Annotated in this window: 13 protein-coding genes and 1 other RNA gene; 7 read left to right on the forward strand and 7 right to left on the reverse strand. The window is 69.8% G+C overall.

The window, feature by feature from the left end; genetic code table 11:
• Window positions 1-32 precede the first annotated feature (32 nt).
• The 5 genes from VFR90_RS00830 to gyrA form a co-directional block, all read right to left on the reverse strand.
• The gene (locus VFR90_RS00830) at window positions 33-905 is read right to left on the reverse strand and encodes a prephenate dehydrogenase (RefSeq protein ID WP_326404010.1); all 873 of its coding nucleotides are present in this window, start codon (window positions 903-905) and stop codon (window positions 33-35) included.
• A 141-nt stretch (window positions 906-1,046) separates the two neighbouring features.
• Window positions 1,047-2,162, reverse strand: coding sequence for a prephenate dehydratase (gene pheA / locus VFR90_RS00835; RefSeq protein ID WP_326404011.1), 1,116 nt, complete (start codon window positions 2,160-2,162; stop codon window positions 1,047-1,049).
• Window positions 2,155-3,258: a 3-phosphoserine/phosphohydroxythreonine transaminase gene (serC, locus tag VFR90_RS00840; RefSeq protein ID WP_326404012.1), complete on the reverse strand. Its 1,104-nt coding sequence runs from the start codon at window positions 3,256-3,258 to the stop codon at window positions 2,155-2,157. Before serC ends, pheA begins: the two co-directional genes overlap by 8 nt.
• Before the next feature lie 11 nt (window positions 3,259-3,269).
• Window positions 3,270-3,884 (reverse strand): DUF2059 domain-containing protein, encoded by a 615-nt coding sequence (locus tag VFR90_RS00845; protein ID WP_326404013.1) that lies wholly within the window; start codon window positions 3,882-3,884, stop codon window positions 3,270-3,272.
• Between the two features lie 137 nt (window positions 3,885-4,021).
• Window positions 4,022-6,670, reverse strand: a complete 2,649-nt coding sequence (gene gyrA, locus VFR90_RS00850) for a DNA gyrase subunit A (RefSeq protein ID WP_326404014.1) — start codon at window positions 6,668-6,670, stop codon at window positions 4,022-4,024.
• A gap of 298 nt (window positions 6,671-6,968) precedes the next feature.
• Between gyrA and ompA the strand changes: the two genes are divergently transcribed.
• The 7 genes from ompA (at window position 6,969) to VFR90_RS00885 (ending at window position 14,631) form a co-directional block, all read left to right on the forward strand.
• Window positions 6,969-7,625, forward strand: a complete 657-nt coding sequence (gene ompA / locus VFR90_RS00855) for an outer membrane protein OmpA (RefSeq protein WP_326404195.1) — start codon at window positions 6,969-6,971, stop codon at window positions 7,623-7,625.
• Window positions 7,626-7,745: 120 nt separating this feature from the next.
• Window positions 7,746-8,453, forward strand: a complete 708-nt coding sequence (ubiG, locus tag VFR90_RS00860) for a bifunctional 2-polyprenyl-6-hydroxyphenol methylase/3-demethylubiquinol 3-O-methyltransferase UbiG (protein WP_326404015.1) — start codon at window positions 7,746-7,748, stop codon at window positions 8,451-8,453.
• Window positions 8,450-9,148, forward strand: coding sequence for an HAD-IA family hydrolase (locus VFR90_RS00865; protein WP_326404016.1), 699 nt, complete (start codon window positions 8,450-8,452; stop codon window positions 9,146-9,148). The genes ubiG and VFR90_RS00865 overlap by 4 nt, the downstream gene beginning before the upstream one ends.
• A 4-nt stretch (window positions 9,149-9,152) precedes the next feature.
• Window positions 9,153-12,494 (forward strand): DUF748 domain-containing protein, encoded by a 3,342-nt coding sequence (locus VFR90_RS00870; RefSeq protein ID WP_326404017.1) that lies wholly within the window; start codon window positions 9,153-9,155, stop codon window positions 12,492-12,494.
• A gap of 52 nt (window positions 12,495-12,546) precedes the next feature.
• Window positions 12,547-12,919, forward strand: a transfer-messenger RNA (tmRNA) gene (ssrA, locus tag VFR90_RS00875).
• 168 nt (window positions 12,920-13,087) lie between these two features.
• Window positions 13,088-13,663, forward strand: a complete 576-nt coding sequence (locus VFR90_RS00880) for a sugar O-acetyltransferase (RefSeq protein WP_326404018.1) — start codon at window positions 13,088-13,090, stop codon at window positions 13,661-13,663.
• Window positions 13,664-13,737: 74 nt separating this feature from the next.
• Complete coding sequence (locus tag VFR90_RS00885) at window positions 13,738-14,631, forward strand: O-methyltransferase (RefSeq protein WP_326404019.1); 894 nt, start codon at window positions 13,738-13,740, stop codon at window positions 14,629-14,631.
• A 48-nt stretch (window positions 14,632-14,679) separates the two neighbouring features.
• On the opposite strand, the gene VFR90_RS00890 is transcribed toward VFR90_RS00885, so the two are convergent.
• Window positions 14,680-15,621 (reverse strand): YsnF/AvaK domain-containing protein, encoded by a 942-nt coding sequence (locus VFR90_RS00890; protein ID WP_326404020.1) that lies wholly within the window; start codon window positions 15,619-15,621, stop codon window positions 14,680-14,682.
• 145 nt (window positions 15,622-15,766) lie between these two features.
• Window positions 15,767-16,213, reverse strand: a complete 447-nt coding sequence (locus VFR90_RS00895) for a DUF2382 domain-containing protein (protein WP_326404021.1) — start codon at window positions 16,211-16,213, stop codon at window positions 15,767-15,769.
• Between the last annotated feature and the right edge of the window lie 5 nt (window positions 16,214-16,218).

A 16,218-nucleotide genomic window follows, 5' to 3' on the forward strand; every position in this document is an offset into this window, starting at 1 on the left:
CAGGGACCGGCGAAGCCCCAACGGCCGAGTCGTCATCTTTTCGGCGTGCTCATCTGCCACCCGAGCCGCATCTCGGACGCGCTGCGGATCAGGTCTTCGAGCGCATCGCCGTTGCCTTGCTTGATCACGTGCTCGAGCGCATCGAGCGTGTGGCGAAAGCGCAGCGACTGCTTGAGGATCTCTTCCCGGTTGGCCATCAGCACGTCGCGCCACATCTCCGGGTCGCTGGCGGCGATGCGGGTGAAATCGCGAAAGCCCGGGCCGGCGAGCGAGAGGAACTCGCGCCCGGCGGGCTGCTTGGCGACCGACGAGAAATACGCGAAGGCCAGCAGATGCGGCAGATGGCTCACGGCCGCGAAGGCCGCATCGTGGTTCTCCGGGCTCATCTTGAGCACCTGCGAGCCGATCGCCGACCAGAGGTCGGTCGCCTTCTGCACCAGCTCCGGCCGCGTCTGCGCGATCGGCGTCAAGATCACCTGCCGGCCGCCGTACAGCTGGCCGTCGGCGTGATCGATGCCCGAGACTTCCTTGCCGGCGATCGGGTGCGCGGGCACGAAGCAATCGACCCGATCCTTGAGCACGCGCCGGGCGGTATCGACGACGTCGCGCTTGGTGCTGCCGACGTCCATGATCAGCACGCCGGACTCGACCAGATGCCGGATCGCCTTCAGCGTCGCGTCGATCGCCGCGACCGGCACCGCGATCAGCACCAGGTCCGAGCCGGAGACGGCCAGCAGCGCCGATTCCGCCGCGATGTCGATCACGCCGAGCCGCTTCGCCTTCTCCGTCGTCGAGGGCGACTTGCTGTAGCCCACGACCTGCCGCACCAGCCCCGCGCGCTTGAGCGCCAGCGCGAAGGATCCGCCCATCAGGCCGCAGCCGATCACACCGAGCTGATTAAACATCGCGCCTTGCCCTCTCGGCTGCACGCGGCGCTCGACATGCAAGCGAGGCCCACTGCGCAGACGCCGCGGGTCCGGCTTTGCCGGTCGGCCAGCGTCGCCCCCTCGAGGGGGAGCGGCGGAGCCGCAACGGGGGTGGTCCCATCAGTGCGCGTCCAGGGGATAGGTGCCGAGCACCTTGAAGAACGAACAGACCGCCCGCAGCGAGCCCATGGCGGCCGCGACCTTCGGCTCGTCGGGATGGCCCTGAAGGTCGATGTAGAAGTAGTACTCCCATTGATCGGCGCTGCGCGCGGGGCGCGATTCGAAGCGCGTCATCGACACGCCGTGCTCCTTCAACGGCACCAGCATGTCGTGCACCGCCCCGGGCCGGTTGTTCACCGAGACGACGAGGCTGGTGCAGTCGTGCCCCGAGGCCTTCGGCGCCGGATGGCGCTGCGGGTGCGTCACGATCGCGAAGCGCGTGCGGTTGTGCGGGTCGTCCTGGATCGCCGGCGCGACGACGTGCAGGCCGAACTCGCTGCCCGCGCGCTCGCTCGCGACGGCCGCGAGCGAGGCGTCCTGCGCCGCAAGACGTGCGCCTTCGGCGTTGCTTGCGACCGGCCGGCGTTCGACGTCGGGCAGGTGGTAGCTGAGCCAGCCGTGGCACTGCGCCAGCGCCTGCGGATGCGCGCAGACGGCTTGGATCTGCGCGAGCGAATCGTTGAGCCGCAGCAGGTTGTGGCGCACGAAAAGGCTGGTCTCGCCGATCACGAACAACGGCGTCGTCAGCATCAGGTCGAGCGAGCGTGCGACGACGCCTTCCGTCGAGTTCTCGACCGGCACGACGCCGAAGTCGGCCGCACCGGCGGTGGTGCTGCGAAACACCTCGTCGATGCTCGCGCAAGGCACGCGCACGATCGAGCTGCCGAAATAGCCGAGCGCCGCAAGCTCGCTGAAGGTGCCTGCCGGGCCGAGGTAGGCGACGCGCGTCGGCGTCTCGAGCGCACGGCAGGCCGACATGATCTCGCGCCAGATCGGCGCGACGCTGTCGCTTTGCAGCGGGCCCGGGTTCGCGGCCTTCATGCCGTCGATCACCTGCGCTTCGCGTTCGGGCCGGAACACGACCGACCCTTCGCGCTTCTTGATGCCGCCGACCTGCTGCGCGAGCGCCGCGCGGCGGTTCAGCAAGGCGAGCAATTCGCGATCGACGGCATCGATCTGCTCGCGCAGACCGAGCAGCGCGGGGTCGATCGCAGCGTTGGCGCGCGGCTCAGCCATGGTGTGCCGCGAATTCTTGCATGCAGCCCACGAGCGACTGGACACCCGCCAAGGGCATCGCGTTGTAGAGCGAGGCACGCAGGCCGCCGACGCTCTTGTGACCTTTCAACTGCAGGAGCCCGCGCTCGCGCGCCGCGTCCAGGAAGGCCGGCGTGAGCGAGTCTTCGCGCAGGAAGAAGGGCACGTTCATCCGCGAGCGGCAGTCGTGCGCGACGCGGTTGACGTAGAAGCCTTCGGAGCCGTCGATCGCCGCATACAGCAGCGCCGCCTTCTCGACATTGCGCTGCTCGATCGCCGCTATGCCGCCCTGTTGCGCAATCCACTCGAACACCAGGCCGGCGATGTAGATGGCCCAGGTCGGCGGCGTGTTGAACATCGAGCCGTTCGAAGCCACCGTCGCGTAGTCGAAGGCGCTCGGGCAGACCGGCAGCGCGTGGCCGAGCAGATCGTCGCGCACGAACACCAGCGTGAGGCCGGCCGGGCCGATGTTTTTCTGCGCGCCCGCGTAGACGAGGCCGACGCGATCCCATGCGATCGGCCGCGAGGCGAGGTGCGAGGAGGCGTCGATCACCAGCGGCGCCTCGCTGCCCAGCGCGCGCAGGTCGGGCAGCTCGTGGACTTCGACGCCGCCGATCGTCTCGTTGCTGCATAGGTGGACGTAGCTCGCGTCGGCGCTCAGCTGCCAGCTCGAAGGCGCGGGCAGCGTCGTGTGACGCGTCGCCTCGTTGCTCGCAGCGACGTGCACCTGGCCGTAGCGCTCGCCTTCGCGGCTCGTCTTCTTCGACCAGGTGCCGGTGATGACGTGATCGGCCCGCCGCGCCGGCCGGCGCGCGATCAGGTTCATCGGCACCACCGCGTTCTCGCCGATGGCGCCGCCCTGCATGAACAGCACGCGAAAGTGCGCGGGCACGGCGAGCAGTTCGCGCAGCCGCGCCTCGGTGCGCTCGAAGATCTGCGCGAACTCGCGGCCACGGTGGCTCATCTCCATGACGCCGACGCCCGAACCCTGCCAGTCGAGCATCTCGGCGGCGGCCTGGCGCAGCACCGGCTCCGGCAGCGTCGCGGGGCCGGGCGAGAAGTTGTGGGCGCGGGCCACGGCGCTTCGCGTCAGGGCTTCGGCGCCGGCTTGTCGGCCGGCTTGTTGCCGCCCAGCGGCGTGCTGCGCGTACCGCCCGGGCTCAGGCCGCTGCCTGCCGGCATCGATGCCGACTTGTCGGCCGGCCGCGCCGCGGGGTTCATCGGCACGCCGAGCGCCTTGGCGACCGAGGTGTCGAGCGCCTTGAGCTTCGGATCGATCTGCGGCCGGGTCTGCTCGACCAGCTTCGCGGCCAGCCCCTGGCTCAGCTCCGGCAGGCTCTGCTGCAGCTTGCGCTGCGCCGGCGATTCGAGGAACAGGACGATCTGGCGCAGCTCGTCCTCGGTGAAGCGCTCCTCGACGGCCGGCAGCAGCACCGATTGCGCGAGCTTGTTCGCCTGCTCGCGCACGATCGGCGTGGCGCTGTCGACGTACTTGCGCACCTCGGTCTGCACCTGCTTGATCGCGGCCTCGCGCTTGTCGGCCGGCACGCGCGTCATCAGCACCGGATCTCCGGCGGCCATCAGTTGACGCGCCGGGCTTTCAACGAGGTTACGCACCAGGTTATCGATCGACGGCTGCTGCAGCAGCACGAAGCGCTGCGCGAACTCGCGCTTGCTGGCGGTCGGCGCCAGCGGGATCGGCATCGAGGCGGCGGGAGCGGGCGAGGATGCCGGCTGCACTTTCGAGCCGGCGGCCTGCTGGGCGGGCGATGCGCTTGCGGCGACGACGAACACGAGGGAGGCGAAGCGCGCCACGGCGAGCGCCGGACGGCGAGCGCAGGTCATGCCGAATCGACGGGGGCGCCGTCGCTCGGAGCATCGTTGGAGTTGCTCGATTCGGGCGCTTCGCCGGCGTCGTTCTCGACGATGCGCTGCAGGCCGCCGAGCTGGGAGCCGTCGTCCAGTGCGATCAGCGTGACACCCTGCGTCGCGCGGCCCAGCTCGCGGATTTCGCTGACGCGCGTGCGCACGAGCACGCCACGGTCGGTGATCAACATGATCTCGTCGGCCGGACGCACCAGCGTGGCGGCGACGACCTTGCCGTTGCGCTCGCTCTGCACGATCGCGATCATTCCCTTGCCGCCGCGGCCGTGACGCGTGTACTCGACGATCGAGGTGCGCTTGCCGAAGCCGTTCTCGGTGGCCGTCAGAACGCTCTGCGTTTCGTCCTCGGCGACCAGCAGCGCGATGACCGTCTGCCCGGGTTCGAGCGTCATGCCCCGCACGCCGCGCGCGGTGCGGCCCAGCGGGCGCACTTCGTCCTCGGCGAAGCGCACGGCCTTGCCGCCGTCGGAGAACAGCATCACGTCGTGCTTGCCATCGGTGAGCGCGGCGCCGATCAGGTGGTCGCCCTCGTCGAGGTCGACCGCGATGATCCCGGCCTTGCGCGGATTGCTGAACTCGTCGAGCGCCGTCTTCTTCACGGTGCCGAGCGCGGTCGACATGAAGATGTAGTGGTCGGCGGGGAAGCTGCGGAACTCGCCGGTCAGCGGCAGCACGACGGTGATCTTCTCGTCCGGCTGCAACGGAAACATGTTGACGATCGGCTTGCCGCGCGCCGCGCGCCCGCCCTGCGGCACCTCCCACACCTTGAGCCAGTAGACGCGGCCCCGGTTGCTGAAGCACAGCATCCAGTCGTGCGTGTTGGCGATGAAGAGCTGCTCGATCCAGTCGTCTTCCTTGGTCTGCGTCGCCTGCTTGCCGCGCCCGCCGCGCTTTTGCGCGCGGTACTCGGCGAGCGGCTGGCTCTTCACGTAGCCGGTGTGGCTCAGCGTGACGACCATGTCGGTCGGGGTGATCAAGTCTTCGGTGCCGAGCTCTTGGACGTTGTGCTCGACGACGCTGCGGCGTGCGGCGAGCTTGGTGCCGCCGAACTCCTGCTTCAGCGCGAGCAGCTCGTCCCCGATGATCACCGCGACGCGCTCGGGCTTCGAGAGGATGTCGAGCAGATCGGCGATCTGCGCCATCACGTCCTTGTATTCGCCGACGATCTTGTCCTGCTCCAGGCCGGTCAGGCGCGCGAGGCGCATTTGCAGGATTTCCTGCGCCTGGTCGTCGGAGAGGCGGTAGAGGCCGTCGGACTGCATGCCGTAGTGCAGCGGCAGGCCCTCTGGGCGGAAGGACTCGCGTCCGCCCGGCGCTTCGCCTTCGGCACGGGTCAGCATCTCGCGCACCAGCGACGAGTCCCAGCTCCTGTCCATCAATGCCTGCTTGGCCAGCGGCGGCGTCGGCGAGTTCTTGATGATCTCGATGAACTCGTCGATGTTCGCGAGCGCCACCGCAAGACCTTCGAGCACGTGGCCGCGTTCGCGCGCCTTGCGCAGTTCGAACACGGTGCGGCGCGTGACGACCTCGCGGCGATGGTCGAGGAAGACCTCGACCAGGTCCTTGAGGTTGCACAGCTTCGGCTGGCCGTCGACCAGCGCGACCATGTTGATGCCGAAGCTGTCCTGCAGCTGGGTCTGCTTGTAGAGGTTGTTGAGCACGACCTCCGGCACTTCGCCGCGCTTGAGCTCGATGACGACGCGCATGCCGGACTTGTCGGACTCGTCCTGGATGTGGCTGATGCCTTCGAGCTTCTTCTCGTGGACGAGCTCGGCCATGCGCTCGAGCAGCGTCTTCTTGTTCACCTGGTAGGGGATCTCGTCGACGATGATCGACTGGCGCGCGCCCTTGTCGATGTCCTCGAAATGGACCTTCGCGCGCATCACGACCTTGCCGCGGCCGGTGCGGTAGCCCTCGCGCACGCCGTTCAAGCCGTAGATGATCCCGGCGGTCGGGAAGTCGGGCGCCGGCACGATCTCCATCAGCTCGTCGATCGACGCTTCCGGGTTCTTCAGCAGGTGCAGGCAGGCATCGACCGTCTCGTTGAGGTTGTGCGGCGGGATGTTGGTCGCCATGCCCACCGCGATGCCCGCGCTGCCGTTGATCAGGAGATTCGGCAGCCGCGTCGGCAGCACTAGCGGCTCTTTCTCGCTGCCGTCGTAGTTGGGGCCGAAGTCGACCGTCTCCTTGTCGATGTCGGCCAGCATCTCGTGGGCGATCTTCGAGAGGCGGATCTCCGTGTAGCGCATCGCCGCGGCGTTGTCGCCGTCGACGCTGCCGAAGTTGCCCTGGCCATCGACCAGCATGTGGCGCAGCGAGAAGTCCTGCGCCATCCGCACGATCGTGTCGTAGACCGCGCTGTCACCGTGCGGGTGGTACTTGCCGATGACGTCGCCGACGATGCGCGCGCTCTTCTTGTAGGGCCGGTTCCAGTCGTTGTTGAGCTCATGCATCGCGTAGAGCACGCGACGATGCACCGGCTTCAGGCCGTCGCGCGCGTCAGGGAGGGCGCGGCCGACGATCACGCTCATCGCGTAGTCGAGGTAGCTGCGGCGCATCTCCTCTTCGAGGCTGATGGGCAGGGTTTCCTTGGCGAATGAGCTCATGCGACGGGACCGGAACGAGAGGCTATGTAGGACGGCACCGACCGGTTTTCAGGGGGCTGTCCGACGCGAGGATTCGCAGGAGCGAACTGGCATGAATTCTATGTGTCGGTGCTTGTCGTTCGACAGCAACAGCACCTCGCGAAGCCGCATGGCGCGTGGCTTGCCGCTTGTTCGCAGGAGGCCCTATGGCAGAATGCCTCGTCGATTTTCAGCGGCGCGTGCTCTTCAATGCCGCTGATGCATTCAAGCAGTCGGTCGACGTTTGCCGCACGATCGCGGTCTACCCGAGAGGAGAAACATGAACAAGTTAAACCAGGTGGCAGCGCTCTTCGCGGTTGTCGCGCTTGGCGGTTGCGCTTCTTCGCCGAGTACGCCTGCGGCGGGCTCGACCGACAACTGGAAAAACGTAGACGGCAACGTCTGGAAGAACGGTACCAACGAACTTTGCTGGCGTGACGGCTTCTGGTCGCCGGCCACCGCCGACAAGCGTTGCGACGGCGCGTCCCCGCCGCCCCCGCCCCCGCCGCCGCCCCCGCCGCCGCCGGCTCCTGCTCCGGTCGCGCCCCCGCCCCCGCCGCCGGCGCCGCCTGCGCCGGTCAGCGAGAAGGTCACCTACGCCGCCGACGCCTTCTTCGACGTCGACAAGGCCGTGCTGAAGCCGGACGCCCGCGCGAAGCTGGACGACTTGGTCAGCAAGATCAGCGGCATGAACCTCGAAGTCGTGATCGCCGTGGGCCACACCGACTCCGACGGCTCGGACGCCTACAACCAGAAGCTGTCGCAGCGCCGCGCCGAGTCGGTGAAGGCCTATCTCGTGTCGAAGGGCATCGAGCAGAACCGGATCTACACCGAAGGCAAGGGCGAGAAGCAACCGGTCGCGGACAACAAGACCCGCGAAGGCAAGTCCAAGAATCGCCGCACCGAGATCGAGGTCGTCGGCACGCGCAACAAGTAAGCCTTGCTCGATCGGCCTCGAGCCGAGATCGGAACCCCGCTGCGGCGGGGTTCTTTTTTGCCTGCTCGCAGCGGATGGCTAAGCGCGTCGGCGCGATGCCTCCGGCTAGCATCGCCGCCCATGACGACGACCAATGCCGACCCGCGCGAACTCGCCAAATTCAGCGAACTCGCGCATCGCTGGTGGGACCCGGAAAGCGAGTTCCGTCCGCTGCACCAGATCAACCCGTTGCGGCTCGAGTGGATCGCCAGGCAAGTGGGCGGGCTCGCCGGCAAGCAGGCAGTCGATGTGGGTTGCGGCGGTGGCATCCTCTCCGACGCCATGGCGCGCGCGGGTGCCGAGGTGCTCGGCATCGATCTCGCCGGCAAGGCCTTGAAGGTCGCGCAGCTGCATGCAATGGAGGCGCAGACGCCGTCGGTCGCTTACCGCGAGATCGCCGTCGAGGCGCTGGCCGAAGAAGCGCCGGCCAGCCGCGACGTCGTCACCTGCATGGAAATGCTCGAACACGTGCCCGACCCCGCGTCGACGGTGCGCGCCTGTGCCGCGCTCGCGAAGCCGGGCGGCCACGTCTTCTTTTCGACGCTGAACCGCAACCCGAAGTCCTTCCTCTTCGCGATCGTCGGCGCCGAGTACCTCCTGCGGCTGCTGCCGCGCGGGACCCATGAGTACGCGCGCTTCATCCGGCCAAGCGAGCTGGCGCGCTGGTGCCGCGACGCCGGCCTCGAAGTCACCGCCACGCGCGGGCTCCAATACAACCCCGTGACGCGGCGCTACCGCCTGAACGACGACACCAGCGTCAACTACATGTTCGCGTGCCGCAAGCCATGAACGCAGCCTCGGATGCATCCCGTGCGAGACGTCCGCGCTTCGCCGTGCGCGCGGTCCTGTTCGACTTGGACGGCACGCTGGCCGACACCGCACCCGATCTCGGCGGCGCCCTCAATCGCATGCGCGAGCGTCGCGGCCTTGCGGCCCTGCCGATCGCGCAGCTGAGCCCGGTCGCGTCGTCGGGCGCGCGCGGCATGCTCGCCGCCGGCCTGGACGTGCACCCCGGCATGCCCGACTACGAAGCGCTGCGCGAAGAGTTCCTGAACGAGTACGACGCGGCGCTCGACCGCGACTCGGTGCTGTTCGACGGCGTGCGCGCGAGTCTCGACGCGCTGGTCGAGCACGGCTTCGCCTGGGGCGTGGTGACCAATAAGGCGGAACGCTTCGCGCCGCGCGTGCTCGCCGGCCTGGGCCTGCGCACGCCCACGCTCATCTGCGGCGACACCACCGCGCATGCCAAGCCGCACCCGGCGCCGCTGCTCGAAGCCTGCGCGCGGCTCGGAGTGCGGGCGGACGAGGCGATCTACGTCGGCGACGACCTGCGCGACGTGCAGGCCGCTCACGCCGCCGGCATGCCGGCCGTCGTCGCCGGCTACGGCTACCTGGGCGCCGCGGCCGAGGTCTCGACCTGGCAGGCCGATGCGGTGATCGCGACGCCGATGGCATTGCTCGAGCTGATCGAGCTCGCAAGCTGAAGCGATGAACACTCCGGCGCTGGCCTCGATCCGGCAGCGCCTCGGCGGGCGGCGGCTGCGCATCGCGGCGGCGGCGCTGATCGTCCTCGCGCTGTCGTGGACGCTGCTCGCCGGCTGGGCGCTGCCGCTTCTCGCGAAGCCGCGCATCGAGGCCGCCGCGAGCGAAGCGTTGGGCGCGCCGCTGACGATCGAGCGGCTTTCGTTCGCGCCGTGGTCGCTGCGCGCGACGCTCGAAGGCCTGCGGCTCGGCCCAGCCGAAGCGCCGTGGCTGCGCATCGCGCGCATCGTCGCCGACGGTTCGACCGAATCGCTGTGGCGTTTCGCGCCGGTGCTCGAACGCGTCGAGGTGAACGAGCCGGTCGTCGAACTTGAACGCCTGCAGGCCCGGCGCTTCAACGTCTCGCCGCTGCTCGATGCGCTGGCGCGCCGCCCGCCGGCGCCGGCCGATGCGAAGCCGGCGCGCTTCGCGCTCTACAACCTGCGACTCGCGGGCGGCCGCATGCGCTTCGTCGATCGCGTCGCCGGCACCGAGCACCTGCTCGACGGCCTGAGCCTCGGCGTGCCCTTCGTCTCGAACCTGCCGTCGAAGATCGCGATCGACGTCGAGCCGCAACTCGTCGCCACGCTCGATGGCAGCCGCATCGACGTGCAAGGCAGGACGCTGCCCTTCCAGCAGGGCCTGCGTTCGAGCATCGACGTGAACCTGAGCGGGATCGACGTGGTGGCCTGGGCCGAGGCGCTCGCAAGCCAGTTTCCGCAGCAGCTGGGTGCGCTGCCTTTCGAGCCGCGCGGCGGCCGGCTCGATGTCGCGCTCCACATCGACTTCGAACGGCGCGACGCGCCCGAGCCGCCCTTGCTGCGCGTCACCGGCAGCGCGGCGCTGTCGGGGTTCGCGGCGCGCGTCGCGCAGCCCGCGCTCGACCTTGCGGTCGATCGGCTCGCGGTCGAAGGGCTCGACCTGCGCCCGCTGGCCGGCGAGGCGCGGATCGCGAAGCTGCGCGTGCATGCGCCGAAGCTCGAGGCCGATCTGGCACGGCTGACAGCGAAAGCCCCGCCCGAGGCGACCAGCGCGCAAGCCGCCGCGCCTGCCCGCGGCGCCAAGACGGCTTTCGCCTGGGCGATCGACGCGATCGAGCTCGACGCCGGCGCACTGGCGCTGTCCCACGGCGCCTGGCTGCAGCCACGGCGCTTCGCGATCGAGTCGCTGCGTGTCGACGGGCTCGGCGATCGCAGCGGTGCCGCGCCGGCGGCGCTGCTGTTGCGCGGCGCGGACGACGAGGGCGCGAAGCTGCAGCTCGAGGCGCGCATCGCGCTCGCCGAGCGCCACGTCGCGGCGAAGGCGCGGCTCGAACAGTGGGCCCCCGCCGCCTGGCTCTTGCCGTGGCGCGATCTTCTGCCGGTGCGCATCGGAGCCGGTCGCATCGACCTGCGTGCCGAAGTCGACGCCAGCCCTGCCGGGTGGACGGTGAGCGACGCGAGCGCGCAGGCCGTCGGTATCGAGGTGCGCGCGACGGATGCGGCCGGCGCCGCCGTGCACGCGTTCAAGCGCATCGACGCGAAGCTCGCGGGTGCGTCCAGCGACATGGCCCGGCCGGTCGCCTTCGAGCTTTCCGCCGAAGCCGGCCGCTCCGGCCGCATCGAGCTGAAGGGCGAGGTCGTGCCGCAGCCGCTCGCGCTGGCGAGCCGCGTGGAGATCGCCGCCTTCGATCTCGCGGGCCTGCAGCCCTACCTCGAGCCGCGGATCAACGCGACGCTGCAGTCGGCCAAGCTCGACGCGAAAGGCGAACTGAAGCTCGAGGGCACCGCCCTGCAGCCGCTCGCTTCGCTGCGCTGGAAGGGCGCCGCCGCGCTGCGCGAGCTGCGCGCGCGCGACAAGCTCAACGACGCGGAACTCCTGCGCTTCAGGCGCCTGAGCCTCGACGGCAGCGAGCTGCTGTGGCGCGCGAGCCCGACCGCCGACGCAGCCGCGCCGCTGCAGGCCGACCTCGGCCGCGTGAGCCTGGAGGATTTCTACGGCCGCGTGATCATCGATGCCGAAAGTCGCGTCAACCTGCGCGACATCGTTGTCAAGGAAGGCGGGGATCGGCGCTCGCTGACGCGGGCCGAGAACGCGGCGCCGGGGTCCGCACCGGCCGCGGCGAAGCAGCCGGAAGCGCCGGGCGCGCAACTGCGCTGGCAAGGCATCCGCGTCGCGCGCGGCGAGATCGATTTCACCGACAACTTCATCCGTCCCAACTATTCGGCGCGGCTCACCGGCGTGGCCGGCGAGGTCGCGGCGCTCGCATGGAGCGATCCCCAGCCGGCGGCGGTCAAGCTTGCCGGCCGCGTCGACGGCAGCGCGCCGCTGGAGATCGGCGGCAGCATCCATCCGCTCGGCGCGCGGCTCGCGACCGACATCACCGCGAGCGCGCGCGGCATCGACATCACGCGGCTGAGCGGCTATTCCACGCGCTACGCCGGCTACGGCGTCGAGAAGGGCACGCTGACGATGCGGGTGCGCTACCGCATCAAGGACGGCCGGCTCGAAGCCGAGAACCAGCTGGTGCTGGACCAGCTCACCTTCGGCGACCGCGTCGAGAGCCCGAACGCGCTGAAGCTGCCGGTGCAGCTCGCGGTCGCGCTGCTGAAGGACCGCAACGGCGTGATCGACGTGAATCTGCCGGTCAGCGGCAGCCTCGACGATCCGCAGTTCTCGATCGGCGGCGTGATCGCGCGGGTGCTCGTCAACCTGATCACCAAGGCGGTGACGGCGCCGTTCTCGCTGCTCGCGAACGCCTTCGGCGGCGGCAACGGCAAGGCCGACGACCTCGGCCACGTCGCTTTCGCGCCCGGATCGAGCGAACTCGACGACGCGGCCACCCAGCGGCTCGATGCGCTTGCGAAGGCCTTGATCGATCGCCCGGCGCTCAAGCTCGAAGCCACCGGCCATGCCGACCGCGCCGCCGACGAGGCCGCGCTGCGCCAGCAGCATGTCGAGCGGCTGATGCGCGCGGCGAAGGCGAAGTCGCTCGGCGAGCTGCCCGACGGCGTGACGCTCGGTGCCGACGAGCGCGACCGCTGGCTCGCCGCCGCCTACAAGGCGGCCGAACTCAAGACCAAGCCGCGCAACGCGCTCGGCTTCACGAAGGATCTGCCGCCCGCCGAGATGCGGTCGCTGCTTGCCGCGAGCGCGCCGATCGACGATGCCGCGTTGCGCGCGCTGGCCGACCGCCGCGGCGATCGTGTCAAGGCCGAGCTGGTCGCGCGCGTGCCGCCCGAGCGGGTGCTGCTCACCGCCTCGAAGCTCGGCCGCGACGGCCTGAAGGACGACGGGCCCACGCCGCGCGTCGATTTCGCCCTGCGCTGAGCAAAGCCTTCAGCGGCGCCGTGAACATGGCGCCTCCTAGAATCGCGTTCTTGGGCCCGACCTGGTTTCGACGTGGGTGCGGATCTGGAATGGGGCATGCCGAGCATCAGTGAGCTCGTAAATCCAGCTGAAACAAACCAACTGCGAACGAAGATCGTTTCGCCCTCGCCGCTTAAACACCGGTGAGCGTCTCAACGGCAGGCCGATGGGCCGGGCCCAAGCCGCAAGGCCGAAGGCTGAGACGTCATGCACATCGGCTGGTCTTGCGTCGGGTCACTTGGCGCAAGGCGAGATCTAGGTGACTGGCGCCTCCCGCAGCGTGCACCTGCGCGGCGATGGCGTGAGATCCAAACCAGGCCGCTAAGCATGTAGATCCACCCGGTGATGGCTTGCGGACGGGGGTTCGATTCCCCCCGGGTCCACCATTCTTTCCAGCGCGGCTGTCCAGGAGCCGCGCTTGCCATCTGGCTTCAGCGGCGGCCCGTTTCGCCGCAGGAGAAACCGATGGTCATGCTGCTTCCCTTCTGGCTTCTGCTCGCTCCCGTCGTCTGGGCCTTGCTCACCCTGGGCAAGCGTTGAGTCGGCGCCCCTCGATGCCCGCCACGGCGGGCGAGGGGCAGCGCGCAAGGATGCTCGCCGGCGAGCCTTACTTCGCCAGCGACCCGGAGCTCGTCGCGGCCCAGGTGCGCGCGCAGACCCGGGTCGACCGCTTCAACGCAAGCGCGTCGGGCGCCGAGCCGGAGCGCCGGGCGCTGCTCGAGGACCTGTTCGCCCGCTTCGGCGAAGGCTCGGTGCTCCGCCCGACACTGCGCTGCGATTACGGCTTCAACATCTCGATCGGCGCGCGCAGCTTCATCAACTTCGGCTGCGTGATGCTCGACTGCAACCGCATCACGATCGGCGACGAAGTCCAGATCGCCCCCGGCGTCCACCTCTACACCGCGACCCACCCGATCGACGCCGCGCTGCGCCGTGCCGGCTGGGAATCGGCGCTGCCGGTGACGATCGCCGACGGCGTCTGGCTCGGCGGCGGCGTCATCGTCAACCCGGGCGTCACGGTGGGCGAGAACTCGGTCGTCGGCGCGGGCAGCGTCGTCACGCGCGACGTGCCCCCGGGCGTTGTCGCCGCCGGCAACCCTTGCCGCGTGCTGAGGCGCCTGAACGATTGACGCGAGCGCCCGGCCCGCAGCCGGTGCGCGGCTTGCCCGCCACGGCCCAGCCCTCGCTTCCGAGATCCGCCGTCATGTTCGAGCATCTGCTGAGCGCCTTGCCCGAGGCCGCGCGCGCCTGCCGCGCGCTGTACGACCTGCCGACCGGCGGCTACCACCTGCCACCGCGCCACGAGCATCGCCCCCTTTCGATGGACGACGTGCCGGCCTGCCGCCAGCAGTACACCCGCGTGCAATTCGATTGCGTGGAGGTGCCTGTCGCCGACCTGCTCTACACGCTGGTCGTCAACACCGCGAGCCGCCGCCTGCTCGAGACCGGCACCTCGCGTGGTTTCTCGACCTGCCACCTGGCCGCCGGCGCGCGCTTCGACGGCGGCGAGGCGGCGCAGCTGGTCACGATCGATCCACAGCCGACCGCGCATCCGATGTTCGAGGGCAGTGCGCTCGCCGGGTCGATCCAGCCGCTGCACGCCGATTCGCTGCAGCTCGACCCCCGCGCGCTGGTCGCGCAGGGTGAGTTCGATTTCATGTTCTTCGACTCGCTGCACACCTACGCGCACCTGTCGGCCGAACTCGCGCTCTACTTGCCGGCGCTGAAGCTCGGCGGGCTGTTCATGCTGCACGACACGCTGGTCTACGACGACCTCGGCCTCGTCGTGCTCGCGGCCTCGGCCTCGCGCGCGCTCGAAGTGGTGTCGCTCGCGACGCACCGCCGCCACGACGAGCCCTCGAGGCGCCCCGGCGTCAGCGTCTTCCGCAAGATCGCGCCGATCGCGCCCGGCGCACTGCGCTTCCCGGACCTGGGCGGCATCGTCGAAGGCGAGCGCAAATGCGTGCGGCAACCGGCGGCGATCATTGATCGCAGCGGCATGGTGTTCACCGATGCGCGCTACACCGCGCACCGCCTGCATCGCGACGGCGCGCGCAGCGACTGGAGCCCGGCGCTGCTCGAACCTGCCGCCGACTGAAGGCGGCGAGGCCGCCGGCTGACGCGCCGGCGGCCTCGCGTCAGGGGATCAGGCCGCCATCCGCCGTTCCTTGCCGGTGTAGCTGCCCACCGGGTTCATGCGCCGCTCCGGGCCTCGGTAGACCGGCCGCGCCATCGCGCCGGCCATGCCGCCCACGCCGCTGCCGGCCGCTGGCTGGTCGTGCAGGCCCTCGACCTCGACGTCGCTGCGGCGCACCGAGTCCCGAATCGTTTCCGTCCGGCCGGTGACCTTCTTGCCGACCTGCACCTCCTCGACCACGCGCGCGGTCTTGGAGACCACCGGCTCCTCGCGACTCTCGCGCACCTCGATCGTCTGCTCGCTGAAGGCGTTCTGCAGGTCGGCCGGCGAAGCCTGGCGGTCGACCGGGCGGCGATCGACCACCGCGCGCTCCTCGCGCAGCTCGATGTCCTCCTCGACCGGCGTCTCGATCAGGCGGCGGTGCACGCGCACGCCGCCGCTCTGCACGGTGCGCTTGCCCACCGCCAGTTCTTCCTGCACGACTTGCATCGAGCCGCCGTCCTTCACGCCGGCGTAGGCCGCGCGCTCGCGCTCCATCTCGTCGGCGCCGTAGGGCTGCGCGGTGGGGTCGTAGCCGGTGTAGCCGCCCGAGCGCCAGTACTCGACGCGCCGGTCGATGTCGTCGGCGCCGTGCTTCTCGAGGATGGAACGCACCTCGTCGGCGCGGTCGTCCTGCGTGTCGTCGAGCCGCACGCTGAGCAGCGTGCTGCCGCGACGCACCGCCTCGGCGTAGTGGCCCGAGTCGTCTTCGTCTTCGCCCAGGCCAAACAGCTTCGCGAAGAAGCCGCGGCGGTCCTGGTGAGGCGTGGTGGTCGACGGCGTCTGCGTCATCCGCGTGCCGTCGGAACTGAGGTTGATCGCGTCGGGCGCGATGCCCGTGTCGCGTAGCGCCTCCGCGGCGCGCTCCGCGCTGCTGTAGTCGTCGAACATGGCTACGACCGTGCTGCTCATTTCAGATCTCCTTGATGCCTCGCTCCGCGGCGTTCGCACGGAGCCTCGGCGATTGCGGCACTGCAGGTGCCGTGACTGGTGTGGGTGTTGGACGATGCGACGACGCTTCCCGCCCGAGAAGTTCGGCAATGGGCATGCCGCCCGTTCAGTCGCGCGTGGTCGACCCGTCCGGCGCGACGTCGCGGTGCTCGACGCTCACCCGCTCGCGCCGCCGGCTCAACTGCAGCGTCCGATCGAAGGGCACGCGGCGCAGGCTGACGTGCAGTTCTTCGGCGAGCACCAGCTCGCGCACGATGCGCACGCGCTCCTCGTAGACCGGCACGATCGTCACGCCCCGCTCGGTGCGCGGCGGGCTGGCGGCATCCACCACGCGGCCGATCGGCACGCGGCGCACCTCCGCGTATTCCTGGAAGCCGGTTTCATGCAGCGCCTCGGTCTCGTCGTGCACCGTCTTGTGGATGTGCAGGACGCCGGTGACGACGCGCTCGCGCCCGATCCGGGCTTCTTCCTCCAGCACGCCGATCGTCGACGGCTCGTCGCCCGCGGCAGGCTGGGCGGCGGCCGGAGGCGGCGGTGGCGAGGAGGGCGACATTGGGG

The organism is Methylibium sp., from assembly GCF_035762065.1.
Taxonomy (GTDB): Bacteria; Pseudomonadota; Gammaproteobacteria; order Burkholderiales; family Burkholderiaceae_C; genus Methylibium.